A 17,446-nucleotide genomic window follows, 5' to 3' on the forward strand; every position below is an offset into this window, starting at 1 on the left:
GCATAGCGAGCTTTTATTCATCAACAAAATGCTTTTTTTGCATATTTAATAACGATTTTATTGATAAGCCTATCTAATTGCCACAAATAGAAAAATCTCAGACAAATCTGAGCTTTTACAATCATTTTCTAAATGAAATTAGTTCTTATCTGGCAATGTGTAAGCGACTAAATAATCACCTTTTTTTCGTCCCAAATGAACCATGCCCACCCGCCATAATCACCACATATTGCTTGCCATTGATTTCATAGGTCATTCGAGTCGCCTGTCCACCCGCAGGTAAAAGTGCTTCCGATAACTTATCGCCATTTGAAACATTGAATGCACGAAGATAATTATCTTGGGTTGCTGCAACGAACATCACTGCGCCTCAGTATCTTGTCAACCTAGAATTTTATTGAGATCGAAGTAGATCTATACAACATCTTAACAATACAGTGATGAATCTCACATATTGTCTACCACTTACCCTCACCTAGACCCTGACCAATAAAGGCATATTTAATTTGTGAACGTGAGAACTTAATTGGACATGCCAATTGCGCTTCGGTTTGTTCACTATTTTCAGATAATGGTACATCCACGACCCAACCACGTTGTTCAGCAATTGGAGAGACCAATGCTTCGTCAAGGCTCAAGACAGGTTCCACACAAATATCTAAGGTTTTAAAAAGTTGCTGCCATACTACAAAATCTTGGCTTTTAAACTTTTCTTGTAATGCTTGTTTCACCGCTTGGCGGTCTTCAGGATCAAATGATGTGCCTTTGGCAAGAAGTAATGGCAATTCTAAAGCCGCTGCCAAACCCGCCATAAATTGTGGCTCTAAACTTCCGACTGAGAAATAACGCCCATCTTTGGTTTCATAATAATCATAAAAACTCGCACCATTTAACATCCCTTGTTCTGGTGCTTGTGGCGTCTGACCTGCCAAGCTCGCTGAAGCAGCCATGCTGTTTAAACTTGCCACACAATCTGTCATGGAAATATCAATATATTGTCCAAGACCACTACGTTGACGCTCAACAACCGCAGCTAAGATACCAATCACCGCATGCAAAGAACCACCTGCCACATCCGCAATTTGAATTCCAAGTGGTGGTGGGCCACTATCTTGACGGCCACTATGCCCAGAAATCCCTGCAAGGGCCAGATAGTTAATATCATGCCCAGCACGATCTTTATAACTTCCTGTTTGGCCATATCCCGTAATCGAGCAATAGATTAAACGTGGATTAATCTCTGCCAAAGTCTCATAGTCCAAACCTAAACGGCGCATGACATCAGGACGAAACTGTTCCAAGACAATATCAAACTCAGAAATTTTATTTTTGATCAGTTCAATATTGTTTGGATCTTTTAGATCAAGCGCAATCGACTGTTTATTTCGATTCAGATAACTATGTGCAGTGGCTTGCCCATTGGCATAGGGTGGCATAATTCTCACGAGATCTGGACGCGTTGGAGATTCCACATGGATCACTTCTGCACCCATATCCGCAAGATACATACTTGCAAATGGACCAGGCAATAAAGTAGAAAAATCTAGAACTTTCAATCCTTTTAAAGCAGATGGCATAATAATTTTTACTCATATTGTTCAAATTTTCTTTTATACTAGGTTCGGATAAACAGAAAAACAATGTCATGTTCAGCCATTTACCTTGATCGTTTCGGCAATTTAACATGTACTTAGTGAGCAATATTTTTTCTTGTCAATTGCTCAATTAGATATTTTAGACGGTTATTTAGGTCAATTATCGTGAATAGTAAAGAAACTGAAGGATTCAATATGAGCCGTGATACGATCAGCATCCACTTCGTGAATGCGGCTTTAACAGGTGTAAAACGCCTAGGCATGGACGTTGAAACATTACTTTCACATGTTGGAATTGAGGCAGAACTGCTGCGTCAACCCAAAGCGCGAATCTCCCCTGAGCAATATACTCGTTTTGTCAAAATGTTATGGATGGTCACCCAAGACGAACACGTTGGTTTTGATGTACAGCCTCGTCGTTTAGGTACATTTGCCATTATGTGCCAATTAATCATACATTCGAAAACACTTGGACAGGCACTGGAACTCTCCTCCCAGTTCTACAAATTGTTTGGAGATGAATGGTCGGTAAGCTTGGAACGTGACAAGCATGAAGCACGTTTAGTGCCTCACATTCCTAAAGCGCTTGACCCTGATCATTTTATTACTGAAAGCATGCTGATGATTTGGCATGGACTTGCATCATGGTTAATCGAACGCCGCCTGCCACTGGAACGTGTTCATTTTGGCTATGAACGCCCTAACCACGCAGATGAATATGATGCGCTGTTCTTTGCGCCTGTGATGCAATTCGATGCACAACGTACGGAAATCACATTTGCTGCTGATTATCTAGATTTACCAATACGCCAAGATGACAAAACCTTAGAAGAGTTTTTGAAAGCGGCACCTGCACAATTACTGGTAAAATTCAAGAATACCAACTCACTCACTTCACGTATCCGAGATGTATTGAAGAGCCAAATTGGTGAAGAAATGCCAACCCTCAATGATGTTGCATCAATGTTGTATTTATCACCTCAAACATTGCGTCGTCGTTTGGCTGCGGAAGGTAAAAGCTATCAAGGGGTCAAAGATGCCTTACGTCGTGATGCTGCAATTCATTTATTATTAACACCAAACCTTACCCTTGAAGATGTTGCTCAACAAGTTGGCTTTAGCGAAACCAGTACCTTCCACCGTGCCTTCAAGAAATGGACAGGTGTTACGCCTGGTTTATATCGCCAACTACACGGACAGCATTTATAAATCACTGCATATAGATAGTCTGAAAGCTCAGGCTATCTATTCCGCTGACTTTGAGAATACGGACCGATCTCTTTATTATTCAACAATCTCTTTCAATAAAATAAAACTGAGTGTGATAAATTTTGCCATCACTCGCAGTATGTTCCAAAATGGAACATACTGAACTTTGTTCAAGTTCACCAACTTTAAAGATGTTTCCCAAATGTTTGGTAATTGCAGGGCGTTTTGTGCCAAACAACTCTGCCATCTATGCCTGACTTAACCAAACAGTTTCCTGTCCCAGATTAAGCTCTAACTGTATTCCCCCAGCCTGACTGCTAAAAAACTGGATTTGACTCATGCTGTTTTCCTTATTTTATTTATGCATGCCATTTTAACGATTAAAATTGGCGAAAAACATCAAGCTTGCCAATGTTTATCATCATTGCACTGCCACTTAAATTGAGTACACTCGAAGCACGATGATTTTAATTTAAGGCAATACAAGGAACAGCTATGAGCGAGGCCTATATTATTGATGCCATTCGCACACCACGCGGAAAAGGAAAAAAAGACGGCTCATTACATGAAGTAAAACCAATTACTTTACTCACAACATTATTAAATGAATTACAACAACGCCATCAACTCGACACATCTAAAGTCGATGATATCGTTCTCGGTTGTGTGACACCGATTGGTGATCAAGGTGGGGATATTGCCAAAACTGCTGCGATTGCTGCAGGTTGGAATGATGATGTCGCAGGTGTCCAAATCAACCGCTTCTGTGCTTCTGGTTTAGAAGCGGTGAACTTGGCAGCACAAAAAGTTCGTTCAGGTTGGGAAGATGTTGTGGTTGCTGGCGGTGTGGAGTCAATGTCACGCATTCCAATGGGTTCTGATGGTGGTCCATGGGCGCTTGATCCAGAAACCAATTTGAAATCGTCTTTTGTTCCACAAGGTGTAGGTGCAGACTTAATCGCAACTTTAGATGGTTATAGCCGCGCAGATGTAGATGCATTTGCGGTCGGTTCGCAACAAAAGGCTGCTGCCGCTCAGGCAAATGGTTATTTCGATAAATCAGTTGTGCCTGTGAAAGATCATGCAGGTGTAACAATCTTAGAAAAAGATGAATTTATCAAAGGGAATACCACAGTTGAAGGTTTAGCAAAACTGAATGCTAGCTTTGAAATGATGGGTCAAATGGGCTTCGATGCTGTTGCTTTACAGAAGTATCCTGAAGCGCAAAAAATTAATCACGTTCATCATGCAGGTAACTCATCAGGTATCGTCGATGGTGCTGCGGTGGTGTTATTGGCTTCTGAAAAAGCAGTCAAAGAGCAAGGTTTAAAACCTCGTGCCAAGGTGCTTGCAACTGCATTAGTCGGTACAGATCCAACCATTATGTTGACTGGTCCTGCCCCTGCTGCACGTAAAGCATTAGAAAAAGCAGGCTTGAGCATCAACGATATTGATTTATTTGAAGTGAATGAAGCTTTTGCAGCTGTGGTGATGCGTTTTATTACAGAACTGAAAGTTCCTGCTGAGAAAGTCAACGTCAATGGTGGTGCGATTGCGATGGGACATCCATTGGGTGCAACTGGTGCCATGATTCTAGGAACTTTGTTAGATGAATTAGAGCGTCAAGGTAAAAAACGTGGTCTAGCAACATTATGTGTCGGTGGTGGTATGGGTATCGCTACCATTATCGAGTTGGTGTAAGGAGAACAACATGAGCGCTATTAAATACGAAAAAAACGCTGACAATATTGTAATTCTTACACTAGATTCATCTGGTCAATCTGCAAACACCATGAATGCAGAGTTCCGTAATGCTTTAGATGAAGTCAGTCAAAAGCTTAAAGCTGAAACTGATCTGAAAGGTATTATTTTCCGTTCAGCTAAGAAAACCTTCTTTGCTGGTGGTGACCTAGATGAGCTGATTCAGGTACAACCTGAACACGCCACTGAATTTTTCAAGATGATTGAAAAACTCAAAGGTGACTTACGCACAATCGAAACTTTAGGTGTGCCTGTTGTTGCAGCTTTAAACGGCACTGCGCTTGGTGGTGGTTGGGAAATCGCTTTAGGTTGTCATTATCGTATTGCAATCAATGATCCAAAAACTAAATTTGGTTTACCTGAAGTGACTTTAGGTTTACTTCCAGGTGGCGGTGGTATCGTCCGTATGGTGCGTCTGCTCGGCTTACAAAATGCATTCCCGTTCCTCATGGAAGGTAAGCAATTTGGTGTCGATAAAGCAAAATCTCTTGGTTTGGTACATGACACGGCTGAGAATGAACAAGAGCTGTTAGAAAAAGCCATTGCTTGGGTAAAAGCTAATCCACCTTCTACAAAAGCAGCACAGCAACCATTTGATGTGAAAGGCTACAAAATCCCGGGTGGCAGTCCAAGCACTCCTGCGGTTGCACAAGTGCTTGCGATTGCTCCTGCAATGCTACGTGACAAAACCAAAGGCTGCTACCCTGCCCCTGAAGCAATCATGGCGGCTGCGGTTGAAGGTGCGCAAGTCGATGTGGATACCGCTTTACGTATCGAGTCACGTTACTTTACACAACTGACAGTAGGTCAGATTTCCAAGAACATGATCGGTACGTTTTGGCATGGTCTAAATGCAATTAAATCAGGTGCGAGTCGTCCTACTGAAATTGCTAAATGGCAAGCGAAGAAAGTCGGTGTTTTAGGTGCAGGCATGATGGGTGCAGGGATTGCCTACTCAACCGCAATCAAAGGCATTCCTGTCGTACTCAAAGACGTATCTGTTGAAAATGCAGAGAAAGGCAAAGCTTACTCGCAAAAGCTACTTGATAAACGTGTTTCACAGGGTCGTATGTCAGCGGAAAAACGCGATCAAGTGTTAGCGCTTATTACGGCTACTGCTAATGCAGCTGATTTACAAGGCTGTGATTTAATTATTGAAGCAGTATTTGAAAATCAAGAACTCAAAGCTAAGGTGACTCAAGAAGCTGAACAGTATTTAGCTGAAGGTGGCATTTTTGCATCGAATACGTCTACCTTACCAATCACGGGTTTAGCGACTGCAAGTAAAGATACCAAAAACTTTATTGGCTTACATTTCTTTAGCCCTGTAGACAAAATGCAGTTGGTTGAAATTATCAAGGGGAAGGAAACTTCGGCAGAAACATTGGCGAAGGCTTATGACTTTGTACAACAAATTGCTAAAACGCCAATTGTGGTGAATGACAGTCGTGGTTTCTTTACCAGTCGTGTCTTTGGTACGTTCATTCAAGAAGGTATGCGCCTACTTGCTGAAGGTGTTCATCCAGCCAAAATTGAAATGGCGGCACTCAAGGCAGGTATGCCAGTCGGCCCACTTGCGATTCAGGATGAAGTCTCTTTAACTCTGACTGAACATGTTGCGAGTGAAACCCGTAAAGCCCTACAGGCTGAGGGTAAGGAATTACCAAAAACTCCTGTAGATGAAGTAGTTCACACCATGATTCACGAGCTGAATCGTAAAGGTAAGGCAGCGGGTGCAGGCTTCTATGAATATCCTGAAAATGGCAAAAAACATTTGTGGGATGGACTCAGCCGCTGGACGAAAGCCAATGATATTTCCGAACAAGATATGATTGATCGTTTCTTGTTTGTTCAGGCACTCGATACTTTACGCTGCTATGAGGAAGGCGTTCTAGAATCAGTCATTGATGCCAATGTCGGCTCGATTTTTGGAATCGGTTTCGCACCGTGGACAGGAGGAGCAATCCAGTTCCTAAACCAAAATGGAATTGAGAAATCTCTCCAGCGCTCAGAAGAATTAGCTTCTAAATATGGCGAACGCTTTATAGCACCTGCATTACTTAGAAAACATGCTGAATCAGGTGAAGTATTTAAATAGTATGACGCTTCTAAACTAAGCTGTTTGTATGTCCTCCCTCTTTGATCAAAGGGGGAGGAATATTTATTTTAGATCTTTAAAAAGTAAGGTTTAACCTAAGAACCAAACTCTTTGAGGCACAGGTCGTTCCACAACTTGCTCAGGTTGTTCTACCACAACTGGCACTTTCACGAGATTAAAAGATCGTGTGAGATGATTCACATGGCTTTGCAACTCAGTATCATCTATTGTTTTAGCATAATCAATGAGATGCTGTGCATATTCTTGATTTTCCACCATATAAAGCACATCAACCACACGCCCCGTTACCCGTCTTAAACGTACATAAAACTGCGTAACAGCTGCAAAAATATCCGTATCCGTTGAATCCAAAATCATTCTTTTCTCCATCACATTTTGTTTTTCATCAATATTATTATGATCTTCAAAATAGATAATTAGCCTTTAAAAAGGCTCAGTTTCTTATCTACCTTGAAAGAATCTGTGTTCATTGTATTGAATACTATGACTATTTTAACAATCCGATCCTGTAATCCATATTGGACAAAAGTCGATTTTTGATTTGCTTATTAACATCTGCACACGGAGTGAATTATACTTTTATGCTATAAGGCTATTTATTTTCTCTCTTTAGGAAAAATCCTATGTCTGAAAAACTCTGTCCAGAAACCTCACCTTGGGGTTGGAAAGCACTCATTATCACCTGTATTTTAAGTTTTCTTTTTATGGTGATTTTTTACTTGGCGATGAACAACGAACCAGACTATATGCCAATGAATCAGAAGAAAGCAGCAGCTCAATCTGAAATGTCAGAGTCATCGATGACAACCGAAACAATGCATGCGGAGCATGAACATCATCACTAAAATATTATTGTCGATCATGATGAATCCGTGTTAAACAGGGATTTATCATGTTATTCGAGATTTTCAATGCTTCACCAAAATCGTCAGGCACTGGTTGTTGAAGGTGGTGGAATGCGTGGTGCATTTACCAGCGGTGTCTTAGATGCATTTTTACAGCAACAATTTAATCCTTTTGACCTATGTGTTGGTGTTTCTTCTGGTTCAACCAATGTCGCAAATTACTTAGCTGCTCAGCAAGGCCGTACTCTACAAATCTATTTAGATTATTCCCTTCGCTCTGAGTTTATTCATTACGGTCGCTTCTTTAAAGGCGGCGATTTATTGGATTTAAAATGGATGTGGGATGTAGTTGAAAAAGAATATCCTTTAAATCAGACACATCTATTTGAAAATCATCCTGAATTTTATATGGTGCTCACCCATGCGATTTCAGGTGAAGCCACTTATATCAGAGCATCTAAAGACAATATTTTAGATGGATTAAGAGCATCTAGTTCTATCCCCGTCCTCACACGTCAAGCAGTTGACGTATTTGGTGAACCCTACTTTGATGGTGGTGTTGCGGATGCCCTCCCAATACATTGGGCTGCTCAGCAACATGATGTTTCGAAACTTATGGTATTGCGAACACGGCCAAAGAATTATTATAAAGCTAGTAGCAAAGGTGATCAGTTGCTTGCTAAATATGTGTTTAAACAAAAACGTGGTTTTGCACAAAGCTTGCTCAACAGAACTCAACGTTATAATGATTCGGTGCAATTTGTTCGCTCCGCCTCAAAACAACAAATTCTTGAAGTTTGCCCCCCTGATCTAAAAAACATGGCAGGTCGACTTTCTAAAAACAAAGCAAAAATTCGCTATAGCTACGATGTAGGTATAGAAACGGGTTTAAAAGCGATTGAGGATTGGAAGAACCTCTGAGTCTACACGACCAAATCTTGAATGAATCATGATTGAATAATTTAGTTGTTTCTATCCCAAATTATTCAATCATTTATGCTTTTTCTATTTTCAATATCTACAATGCGATTTTTTTAACTGACTTTTGCAGACTCTTACGCATTGAATCAAATACAAAATATAAATAAATTCCCCAAGGTAATTTGAAAGCCATATAATATTTAAGGTTTTATTAATTTTATTGATTAATGCTGCAACCTTAAAATTTTAATTTTTGGAATTTATTATGAGCAATCAACCATCACCACAAAAAAACTCAAATGAAGAAACGGTATTAGGATGGAAGTTTGTCATTATTGTGGGCGTATTAAGTACCATATTTCTCAGTTTTTTTTATTTAGCAATGTCTCAAGAACCTGATTATATGCCTGGTGCACAGCGTAAAGCCCAACAAGAGAAAGAACTTGCTCAACATGAACATGCTTCTGCTGCATCAGAAGTTATTGAGCAGAGCCCAAAAAAGTAGCATTAGAGTATAAACTTAGACAATCATGATCTATTGAGTAAGCCCTCTCAATATGATTTTTATCTATAAAGTGTTTAGACTCATCGTCATTTCAATGTGCGGAATTCCGCACTCATCATATGAATTACCTTGTACAGTAAAACCTAGCTTTTTATAGAATGAGATCGCATGGACTTGAGAGGATAATGTCAATACTGATCGACGTTGCTTTTGAGCATAACTAATAATTTCTAGCATAATCATTTGTCCAAGACCTTGCCCCCGATAGGCTTTTAGTACAGCAACCCGCCCTACACTGTTATTTTCGAGTAAACGTGCAGTCGCGATTGGCTGGTCTTGATCATAGATCACAAAATGCTGAGAAATCAGATCTTGATCATCCCACTCATCTGCTTCAGTAATACCTTGTTCACAAATAAAAACCTGCGTTCGGATCAATTTAGCATCTTGCTGTAATTGATCCCAACGTCCGTGTTTGACCTGATACATACAATCCCCAGACTTGATTAACATTTGCAGCCAATATTTTCGATTGGCATTTGATCTTGCAATAATAATTCTAGGCTTTGTTTTTCAATGCCATACATGGCTTTTAAGGCTTGGATTTGTTGCATAATTTTTGGATCAGGCTGTTGAAGTGCTTTACGTTTCGTCGCCAAAATCATTTTATTTTTACTGGTATGTTCTAAGGCAACAAACTCGAATACTTTGGTTTCATAACCATATGCTTTCAGTAATAAGGCACGTAGGGTATCCGTCAACATTTCAGCCTGTTGCCCCGCATGAATACCAAATTGCAGCATCGGCTGTAATACTTCTGGGCTATGTAATTGTGGGCGAAGTTCTTTATGACAACATGGCGCACACATAATCATTGAAGCATTCAGACGAATACCTGTATGAATCGCAAAATCGGTGGCAATATCACAGGCATGTAAAGCAATCATCACGTCCAATTTCTCAGGTTGATAACTACGTACATCACCTTCAAAGAAATCAAGATGATTGAAACCTACCTGATCAGCTACATTCTGACAAAACTCGACTAAGTTGGAACGCAATTCCACTCCTGTGATCAATGGTGTTTTTTGTTGCGACTGTAAATAATCATACAATGCAAAAGTTAAATAACCTTTACCTGAACCAAAATCAACGATATTTAATTGCTGTTGCGAAGCATCAATCTGTTCATAGGCATTTGAAAAGATTTCAATAAATTTATTAATCTGCTTCCACTTTCGCGCCATACTTGGAACAATCTGGCCTTTTTCATCTGTAATGCCTAAATGTCTTAAAAAAGGACTTTGCTGCTGTACATAACGTTGCTTTTCACGATTGTGCTGTTGTTGTTCAACTTTAAGTACTGATGTTTGCTTTTTTTGATAATTTAACATCGCTTTCTTTTTATTTTTCTTTAATTGGATATCTTGATTCAAAGTGAATAAATTAGCTTGTTTAGATAGATTCAGTAACTCAGCAATCTTTTCTACACCATCAGTTAGAGTGTAATTTTTAGTCACATCCTGAGTGGTGTGATGATATAAACAAGACAGTGTTGCCTGCCCCTGCAACTCAATCATGCGAAAAGTCATTTTTTCCAGATCTGCCACATCACCCTTGTACTGACTGAGAATCAGTCGTTCAAAGCTTTTATTTTCAATAGATTGCTGGATATCCAAGAAAAACTGCTGCTCTTGTTCAAAAGAAAATTTCGGCGCAAACATAATGAAAACCTGACAAATAGAAACTAAATTCTAAAGCGTCTTACTTTAAAAGGGAAATTGCATTACGATACAGTTGTATTTTTATGCAAACAATAAATCTGATGACCGTAAATACCTTGTTGAGCTATGACCCGAAAGAAGAACGAATTAATGCTTATAGTCATGGTATTGGAGCTGTATTAGCACTGATTGCTTCTATCTTACTCATTATTAAAGGTCAACAGCTGCCTTTAGGACAATGGTTCAGTTTATGGGTATATGGTTTTAGCTTAGTCTTATTACTGAGTAGCTCAATGATTTATCATTTTGCTCAAGATGAGCGTAAACGCTATTGGTATAAAAAACTGGACCATACTGCGATTTATTATCTCATCGCAGGTACATATACCCCATTTCTGAGCATCGCGATTCCGACAGCTAAAGCCCACTATTTACTGATTGCTTTATGGGTCATTGCACTGATTGGCACGCTATTTAAGTTAGTTTTTATTCATCGCTTTCAAAAAGTTTCATTAGCCGCTTATCTTGTGATGGGATGGTTGGCAGTTTTGGTCATGGATGATATGCAACGCCACCTTTCAAAAGAAGCAATTCAACTATTAATTGCAGGTGGACTTGCCTATACCGTTGGCACATTGTTTTATGCGTTAAAAAAGGTAAGATATAGCCACGCAATTTGGCATGTTTTTGTGCTATTAGGGGCAGGTTTACACTTTTTAGCGATCTATTGCTATGTATTATAAATCCATGCATCACAGGCAGATTGCTGGGTAAATTCCGCATTCAAAAAAATTTTCAGGACAGGTTTTACTGTTTCCTGAATAAATCACATTAAGGTTTTGTATGTCGTCAAACGCTACGACTGTCACCACTGAAGTGGCCAGTAATTCAAAGGTACGGGTATTATTTGCCAGTCTGGTGGGTACTACGATTGAGTTTTTCGACTTTTATATCTACGCCACAGCGGCAGTGCTGATTTTCCCCCATTTATTTTTTCCTGAAAGCAGTGATGGTGCTGCGGTACTCAAATCACTGGCAACCTTTGCCATCGCCTTTATTGCCCGCCCAATTGGTGCGGCGATTTTTGGACATCTGGGTGATCGGATCGGGCGTAAAGCCACACTGGTTGCCGCCCTGCTCACTATGGGAATTTCCACTGTCTGTATCGGGCTGCTTCCAACCTATGCCCAGATTGGCATTGTTGCCCCATTGCTACTTGCCTTATGCCGTTTAGGACAAGGCTTGGGCTTAGGCGGTGAATGGAGTGGCGCGGTTTTACTTGCCACTGAAAATGCCCCAGAGGGTAAACGTGCATGGTATGGTATGTTTCCTCAACTCGGTGCGCCAATTGGCTTCATTTTGGCAACAGGCTCATTTCTATTATTGAATGCCTTTATGTCCGAGCAAGATTTTATGACTTGGGGATGGCGTGTTCCATTTATTTCCAGTGCTGTATTGGTTCTTGTTGGTCTCTACATTCGTTTAAAACTGCATGAAACACCAGCCTTTCAAAAGGTGCTAAATAAGCAAAAAGAAGTCAATGTGCCATTTAAAGAAGTCATGACCAAGCATCTACCAATGTTAATTCTCGGTACGATTGCGGCAATCTGTACTTTTGTGGTGTTTTATCTTACGACAGTATTTGCTCTAACATGGGGAACAACTCAATTAGGCTATACACGAGGTGAGTTTTTACAACTTCAACTAGCCGCAACTTTGTGTTTTGCTGCATTTATTCCAGTTTCAGCCATTTTAGCTGAAAAATTTGGACGCAAAACCACATCAATCGCTGTCTGTGTATTATCAGCACTATTTGGCTTATGCTTCGCTCCATTCCTTGGTTCGGGTAGCCCAATATTGGTGTTTTTATTCTTGTGTATTGGACTTTCAATCATGGGGTTGACCTATGGACCAATTGGAACTGTGCTTTCAGAGATTTTTCCAACATCAGTACGTTATACAGGTTCAGCATTAACCTTTAATTTAGCTGGAATTTTTGGTGCTTCATTTGCACCTTATATCGCGACTCAACTTGCAGAAAGTTATGGTTTAGGGGCTGTCGGTTTATATCTAAGCTTAGCTTCTGTATTATCTTTAATTGCATTTTTACTGATTCGTGAAACCAAAAATGATGATGTAAATAACCAAATTTAATCACACCTTTTATTCTCGGATGATTTATTTAATTAATCATCCGATAACCATTTATCGGGCAATTTCAAGCCTTTTACACTTGGTCTAACAACAACATTCTGCAAAATATTTTTTGTGCTAAAATACTCCCCTCCTATTTTTTAGACGACTGTATATATGTACGCAGTGATTATCGTTGCCGTATTTTTAGTCAGCTTCCTATACACTTATTATCGTGGCAAGGAACGATTAAAAGCATCTCGACAATTATTCGACCATTCTACATTCCTAGCCCCAGTTAACATGTTTATGACTGGTTTCTCTAAACTGCCTAACCAACCGTTCTTTGATGTGGCGCAGTTCCCAGAACTGAAACCATTACAAGATAACTGGCAAGTGATTCGAGAAGAAGCGATCCAACTTCAAAATCAAATTAAAGCTTCAGAAAAAAATAATGATGCTGGTTTTAATACTTTTTTTAAACGCGGTTGGAAACGCTTTTATCTGAAATGGTATCAAGATAGCCACCCATCAGCACAACAACTCTGCCCCAAAACAGTCGCTCTGTTGGAAAGTATTCCTTCAGTAAAAGCAGCCATGTTTACTGAATTACCATCTGGTAGTTATCTTGGTAAACATCGTGATCCTTATGCGGGCTCTGTTCGCTACCACTTAGGTTTAGTCACACCGAATAGCGATGACTGTTTCATTGAAGTCGATCAGGAGCGTTATTCTTGGAGAGATGGTGAAGCCACTGTTTTTGATGAAACTTATGTCCATTGGGCACATAATCAAACAGATGAAACACGTATTATTTTATTCTGCGATATTGAACGTCCAATGAAATGGGGTTGGGCACAGAAAGTAAATCATTGGTTCGGACGAAACGTGATGTCTGCTGCAAGTTCACCCAATGATGATCAAGATAAAACTGGTTTTATCAATCGAATTTTCAAGTATGGTTATGCTGTACATCACTATGGTCGTGGTTTAAAACAACGTAATCGTAAAGTTTACTATCTTGCAAAATGGCTGATGTTTGCAATCATTATTGGTCTAATACTTTTACCTAGCTTTTTATAAAAGCTGATTATAAAAAAGAGATGCTGAGCATCTCTTTTTTATTGCCAAACAATATTATTGATTTGTCTGAGGTGCTTGAGCACTGGCTGTTTGGGCCGCCATATCTGCCCCCTGAACCGCAGCCTCACCAATCAGGGCAATCTTGGCTTTTTCCTGACTCTTAGCAGACAAAGCAGGATTTGATGCCACGATACGATTAATATTGGCAGAATTTGCTGGTGCAATTGCCGCAGTTTGTAACACGATTGGACGATTACCTGTATCACCGAGAGTATAACGAATACCTGTACGTGGACTAATCACAGTAGTAACTTCACGTTTAACCTGCGCCTCAGCAGTAGTCGCCCCTTTTGCTGCAAGCACTTTATCGACCGTAGTCGTTTGAGGAACGTTATCTGCAAGTACAACGCCAGATAATGCAGCACTCGCTAAAATTAAAAGTTGTAATGGCTTTTTCATTGTCTTCCCGCTTTTAATGCGAATCCAATTAAGGAGGATAATTCTCATAATAAAACTACAAAGTTGCTCTAGACACAAGTTACTTCTCGTAAAAAAGCAGAGCAAATGCTCTGCTTTTCATTTGAATACAAACTAAGTCAAAATTTTAAATTTTACCGTGACATTGTTTATATTTTAGACCTGAACCACATGGGCATGGCGCATTACGGCTTTCTGGTACTGGAAATACTGCATTTCCAGATAAGCTACCACTCTCTTCAGAAATCGTCACTTCACCTGTTAAACCATCAACATCATCATGTTCAAAAGAAAGACGCATAGATTCAGCTTGACGTTGTTGCTGAGCTTCTAATTCAGCCAACTCTTCTGCTGTTGGTACGTGAACGCGAGATAGATCAGTTACAACATCTGATTTAATAATACCCAACATATTCACGAACAAATTAAACGCTTCTTTCTTATACTCTTGCTCAGGATTTTTCTGAGCATAGCCACGTAAATGGATCCCTTGACGTAAATAATCCATCGCTGCTAAATGATCTTTCCAATGACGATCAAGTGAATTCAACATAAAGTGACGTTCGAGCATTGCGGCTGACTCATCACCCATTTGCTGACGGCGTTGACGATAACGTGCAATTACTTCATCAGAAATACGCGCAATCAAGCCTTCCTCATCCAAGCGGCGATCTTGATCTAACCACTGCTGTACAGGAAGCTCGATACCTAGATCCGTGCGTAAAGCAGTTTCTAGACCAGGAATATCCCATTGATCATGGATTGATTCAGGTGGAATGAAGTTCGCAATTACCCCTTTCATCACCTCTTTATGCATCTCTTCGATATAATCTTGTAATGTACTTTCTGCCAAAATCTCATCACGTTGTGAGTAAATAATTTTACGTTGTTCATTATTTACATCGTCGTACTTCAATAGATTTTTACGAATATCAAAGTTACGTGCTTCAACTTTGCGCTGCGCATTTTCGATCGAACGACTCACCATTTTGTGCTCAATGGCTTCATTTTCTTGCAAGCCCATTGCACGCATCATCGCAACGACACGATCACCCGCAAAGATACGCATCAAATCATCTTCAAGTGATAAATAGAAGCGTGATACACCTGGGTCACCTTGACGACCTGCACGACCACGAAGCTGGTTATCAATACGACGTGATTCATGACGCTCTGAACCAATGATATGTAAACCACCAGAATTTAACACATCTTCATGATCTTTTTCCCATTGTGCTTGTAAACGAGCTTCGTCTTCAGGGCTAGGATTTTCAATTTTGGCAAGTTTTGCTTTCCAGTTACCACCCAGCAAAATATCCGTACCACGACCCGCCATGTTGGTTGCAATCGTGACGGCATTTGGGCTACCTGCTTGCGCAATAATATCTGCTTCACGCTCATGTTGTTTTGCGTTCAAAACTTCATGATGAATCCCTGCTTGCAGCAGTTTTGAAGATAATATTTCACTTGCTTCAATCGTTGCGGTACCGATCAAAATCGGCGCAACACCTTGTTTACGAATATTGGTAATTTCTTCGATAATTGCGTTGTATTTACCGTTACGATTTAAATAAATTAAGTCGTTATGATCCTTACGCACCATCGGACGGTGAGTTGGGATAATAACAACATCTAAACCATAGATTTCTTTCATTTCAGCAGCTTCAGTATCAGCTGTACCTGTCATACCTGAAAGCTTTTTATATAAACGGAAATAGTTCTGGAACGTTGTGGTTGCCAAAGTTTGGTTTTCAGGCTGGATTTCCATATTTTCTTTGGCTTCAACCGCTTGATGTAAACCTTCAGACCAACGACGACCAGGCATGGTACGACCCGTACTCTCATCAACAATAATCACTTCTTCTTTTTGAGTCTGAGGATTAATGCCAATAATGTAGTGAACGTTCTTTTGATATAAGTAATGCGCGCGAATTGCAGCAGTCACATGGTGAACCAAATTCAAATTGGTCGCTGAGTAAAGACTCTCACCCTCAGCCAACAATCCCATACGAATTAATTCTTGTTCAACAGTCTCGTAACCCACTTCAGTCATTTCAACTGTACGTTGTTTCTCATCTACCCAGAAATGTCCACCATCAGCCACTTTTTCTTCTTTCTGTGGACGTAGTATTGGTGGAATACTATTAATCAACTGATACAAATGAGATGAATCTTCACTTTGTCCAGAAATAATGAGTGGTGTACGTGCTTCATCAATCAAGATTGAGTCAACTTCATCGATGATCGCATAGCTTAAGCCACGTTGTTTTTTCTCTTGTAGAGAAAATACCATGTTGTCACGTAGATAATCGAAACCAAATTCGTTGTTGGTACCGTAAGTAATGTCTGCCAAATAAGCTTGTGCTTTCTCAGCAGGCATTTGCATCGAATAAATCACACCGATGCTTAAACCCAAAAACTCAAATAATGGGCGGTTGAGTTCAGCATCACGTTGTGCAAGATAGTCATTGACGGTGATGACATGCACACCCTGACCACTCAATGCATTGAGGTAACACGCTAAAGTACCCATCAGGGTTTTACCTTCACCTGTACGCATCTCAGCAATTTTGCCTTCGTGCAGTGTGATACCACCAATCAACTGAACATCATAGTGACGCATTCCCATCACGCGTTTTGCGGCTTCACGACAAACTGCAAATGCTTCAGGTAATAATTTATTTAGGCTTTCACCGTTTTTAAATCTTTCTTTGAATTCTTGAGTTTTTGCAGAAAGGTCTGCATCGTTAAGAGCAGATATCGTCGGTTCAAGCGCATTGATTTGTTCAACAATTTTACGCATGCGTTTGAGCTCACGCTCATTTTTAGTACCGAAGATACCTCCGATCAGACTTGCCAACATGAATAAACTCTCTAATCCTGTTTGTTTAAATAGGTAATTTTTTCTTAGCTGTTATTATGGAGTCAGAAATAAGAACTACAAGGGCTTTACATCCAAACAGGTAAAAAAATCTGCGAGGCAATTCTGACCACAAGCAACCAAAGTCAGTTAATGTAGCAAATTTGACTATAAGTTACATCGACTAAAATGTGAATTTCCGATCAATTTTCCA

The 17,446-nt window shown here is 40.0% G+C and carries 16 protein-coding genes and 1 pseudogene; 9 read left to right on the forward strand and 8 right to left on the reverse strand.

All coding sequences use genetic code 11. The features are described from left to right. Positions 1 to 138 precede the first annotated feature (138 nt). Positions 139 to 370, reverse strand: a pseudogene (locus tag CDG56_RS04410) (hypothetical protein); the annotation flags it as partial. Between the two features lie 88 nt (positions 371 to 458). Then, positions 459 to 1,577, reverse strand: coding sequence for a CaiB/BaiF CoA transferase family protein (locus tag CDG56_RS04415; RefSeq protein WP_087547054.1), 1,119 nt, complete (start codon positions 1,575 to 1,577; stop codon positions 459 to 461). Between the two features lie 213 nt (positions 1,578 to 1,790). Here CDG56_RS04415 and CDG56_RS04420 point away from each other — a divergent pair, with 213 nt between their 5' ends. Continuing rightward, entirely contained in the window at positions 1,791 to 2,804 is a 1,014-nt protein-coding gene (locus tag CDG56_RS04420) for an AraC family transcriptional regulator (protein ID WP_005162097.1), read from the forward strand. Positions 2,805 to 2,883: 79 nt separating this feature from the next. On the opposite strand, the gene CDG56_RS17030 is transcribed toward CDG56_RS04420, so the two are convergent. Continuing rightward, on the reverse strand, positions 2,884 to 3,051 hold the full coding sequence (locus CDG56_RS17030; RefSeq protein WP_171295098.1) for a hypothetical protein: 168 nt from the start codon (positions 3,049 to 3,051) through the stop codon (positions 2,884 to 2,886). 248 nt (positions 3,052 to 3,299) lie between these two features. On the opposite strand from CDG56_RS17030, the gene CDG56_RS04425 reads away from it, so the two are divergent. Together CDG56_RS04425 and CDG56_RS04430 are read left to right on the forward strand one after the other, a co-directional pair. Next, positions 3,300 to 4,505 carry an acetyl-CoA C-acetyltransferase gene (locus CDG56_RS04425; protein ID WP_004799949.1) on the forward strand — a complete coding sequence of 402 codons (1,206 nt, stop codon included), beginning with the start codon at positions 3,300 to 3,302 and terminating at the stop codon, positions 4,503 to 4,505. A 10-nt stretch (positions 4,506 to 4,515) separates the two neighbouring features. Beyond that, positions 4,516 to 6,663, forward strand: a complete 2,148-nt coding sequence (locus tag CDG56_RS04430; RefSeq protein WP_087547055.1) for a 3-hydroxyacyl-CoA dehydrogenase NAD-binding domain-containing protein — start codon at positions 4,516 to 4,518, stop codon at positions 6,661 to 6,663. Between the two features lie 90 nt (positions 6,664 to 6,753). Here the strand turns inward: CDG56_RS04430 and CDG56_RS04435 are convergent, their stop codons facing one another. Then, positions 6,754 to 7,041, reverse strand: coding sequence for a hypothetical protein (locus CDG56_RS04435; protein WP_005162108.1), 288 nt, complete (start codon positions 7,039 to 7,041; stop codon positions 6,754 to 6,756). 266 nt (positions 7,042 to 7,307) lie between these two features. Between CDG56_RS04435 and CDG56_RS04440 the strand changes: the two genes are divergently transcribed. The 3 genes from CDG56_RS04440 to CDG56_RS04450 all read left to right on the forward strand — a co-directional run bounded on the left by CDG56_RS04440 (position 7,308) and on the right by CDG56_RS04450 (position 8,955). Continuing rightward, positions 7,308 to 7,529 carry a hypothetical protein gene (locus CDG56_RS04440; RefSeq protein WP_004664735.1) on the forward strand — a complete coding sequence of 74 codons (222 nt, stop codon included), beginning with the start codon at positions 7,308 to 7,310 and terminating at the stop codon, positions 7,527 to 7,529. A gap of 66 nt (positions 7,530 to 7,595) precedes the next feature. Continuing rightward, positions 7,596 to 8,450 carry a patatin family protein gene (locus CDG56_RS04445; protein ID WP_087547056.1) on the forward strand — a complete coding sequence of 285 codons (855 nt, stop codon included), beginning with the start codon at positions 7,596 to 7,598 and terminating at the stop codon, positions 8,448 to 8,450. A 265-nt stretch (positions 8,451 to 8,715) separates the two neighbouring features. Then, positions 8,716 to 8,955, forward strand: coding sequence for a hypothetical protein (locus CDG56_RS04450; RefSeq protein WP_087547057.1), 240 nt, complete (start codon positions 8,716 to 8,718; stop codon positions 8,953 to 8,955). 63 nt (positions 8,956 to 9,018) lie between these two features. Here CDG56_RS04450 and CDG56_RS04455 read toward each other — a convergent pair whose 3' ends face one another. Beyond that, entirely contained in the window at positions 9,019 to 9,444 is a 426-nt protein-coding gene (locus CDG56_RS04455; RefSeq protein WP_087547058.1) for a GNAT family N-acetyltransferase, read from the reverse strand. 17 nt (positions 9,445 to 9,461) lie between these two features. Continuing rightward, on the reverse strand, positions 9,462 to 10,679 hold the full coding sequence (locus tag CDG56_RS04460) for a class I SAM-dependent methyltransferase (protein ID WP_087547059.1): 1,218 nt from the start codon (positions 10,677 to 10,679) through the stop codon (positions 9,462 to 9,464). Positions 10,680 to 10,780: 101 nt separating this feature from the next. Between CDG56_RS04460 and trhA the strand changes: the two genes are divergently transcribed. The 3 genes from trhA (at position 10,781) to lpxO (ending at position 13,895) form a co-directional block, all read left to right on the forward strand. Continuing rightward, the gene (trhA, locus tag CDG56_RS04465) at positions 10,781 to 11,422 is read left to right on the forward strand and encodes a PAQR family membrane homeostasis protein TrhA (protein ID WP_087547115.1); all 642 of its coding nucleotides are present in this window, start codon (positions 10,781 to 10,783) and stop codon (positions 11,420 to 11,422) included. 100 nt (positions 11,423 to 11,522) lie between these two features. Next, on the forward strand, positions 11,523 to 12,833 hold the full coding sequence (locus CDG56_RS04470; RefSeq protein WP_087547060.1) for an MFS transporter: 1,311 nt from the start codon (positions 11,523 to 11,525) through the stop codon (positions 12,831 to 12,833). A 156-nt stretch (positions 12,834 to 12,989) separates the two neighbouring features. After that, positions 12,990 to 13,895, forward strand: a complete 906-nt coding sequence (lpxO, locus tag CDG56_RS04475) for a lipid A hydroxylase LpxO (protein ID WP_087535698.1) — start codon at positions 12,990 to 12,992, stop codon at positions 13,893 to 13,895. A 54-nt stretch (positions 13,896 to 13,949) separates the two neighbouring features. On the opposite strand, the gene CDG56_RS04480 is transcribed toward lpxO, so the two are convergent. Both CDG56_RS04480 and secA read right to left on the reverse strand, forming a co-directional pair. Then, the gene (locus CDG56_RS04480; protein WP_087547061.1) at positions 13,950 to 14,354 is read right to left on the reverse strand and encodes a hypothetical protein; all 405 of its coding nucleotides are present in this window, start codon (positions 14,352 to 14,354) and stop codon (positions 13,950 to 13,952) included. A 145-nt stretch (positions 14,355 to 14,499) separates the two neighbouring features. Further along, on the reverse strand, positions 14,500 to 17,235 hold the full coding sequence (gene secA, locus CDG56_RS04485; RefSeq protein WP_087547062.1) for a preprotein translocase subunit SecA: 2,736 nt from the start codon (positions 17,233 to 17,235) through the stop codon (positions 14,500 to 14,502). Positions 17,236 to 17,446: the final 211 nt, after the last annotated feature.

This window comes from Acinetobacter sp. WCHA39, from assembly GCF_002165385.1.
Classification (GTDB): domain Bacteria; phylum Pseudomonadota; class Gammaproteobacteria; order Pseudomonadales; family Moraxellaceae; genus Acinetobacter.

Coding starts and splice junctions, on each gene's coding strand:
- CDG56_RS04415 (WP_087547054.1), bottom strand. CDS start 1,577: ATGCCATCTGCTTTAAAAGGATTGAAAGTTCTAGATTTTTCTACTTTA.
- CDG56_RS04420 (WP_005162097.1), top strand. CDS start 1,791: ATGAGCCGTGATACGATCAGCATCCACTTCGTGAATGCGGCTTTAACA.
- CDG56_RS17030 (WP_171295098.1), bottom strand. CDS start 3,051: ATGGCAGAGTTGTTTGGCACAAAACGCCCTGCAATTACCAAACATTTG.
- CDG56_RS04425 (WP_004799949.1), top strand. CDS start 3,300: ATGAGCGAGGCCTATATTATTGATGCCATTCGCACACCACGCGGAAAA.
- CDG56_RS04430 (WP_087547055.1), top strand. CDS start 4,516: ATGAGCGCTATTAAATACGAAAAAAACGCTGACAATATTGTAATTCTT.
- CDG56_RS04435 (WP_005162108.1), bottom strand. CDS start 7,041: ATGATTTTGGATTCAACGGATACGGATATTTTTGCAGCTGTTACGCAG.
- CDG56_RS04440 (WP_004664735.1), top strand. CDS start 7,308: ATGTCTGAAAAACTCTGTCCAGAAACCTCACCTTGGGGTTGGAAAGCA.
- CDG56_RS04445 (WP_087547056.1), top strand. CDS start 7,596: ATGCTTCACCAAAATCGTCAGGCACTGGTTGTTGAAGGTGGTGGAATG.
- CDG56_RS04450 (WP_087547057.1), top strand. CDS start 8,716: ATGAGCAATCAACCATCACCACAAAAAAACTCAAATGAAGAAACGGTA.
- CDG56_RS04455 (WP_087547058.1), bottom strand. CDS start 9,444: ATGTATCAGGTCAAACACGGACGTTGGGATCAATTACAGCAAGATGCT.
- CDG56_RS04460 (WP_087547059.1), bottom strand. CDS start 10,679: ATGTTTGCGCCGAAATTTTCTTTTGAACAAGAGCAGCAGTTTTTCTTG.
- trhA (WP_087547115.1), top strand. CDS start 10,781: ATGACCGTAAATACCTTGTTGAGCTATGACCCGAAAGAAGAACGAATT.
- CDG56_RS04470 (WP_087547060.1), top strand. CDS start 11,523: ATGTCGTCAAACGCTACGACTGTCACCACTGAAGTGGCCAGTAATTCA.
- lpxO (WP_087535698.1), top strand. CDS start 12,990: ATGTACGCAGTGATTATCGTTGCCGTATTTTTAGTCAGCTTCCTATAC.
- CDG56_RS04480 (WP_087547061.1), bottom strand. CDS start 14,354: ATGAAAAAGCCATTACAACTTTTAATTTTAGCGAGTGCTGCATTATCT.
- secA (WP_087547062.1), bottom strand. CDS start 17,235: ATGTTGGCAAGTCTGATCGGAGGTATCTTCGGTACTAAAAATGAGCGT.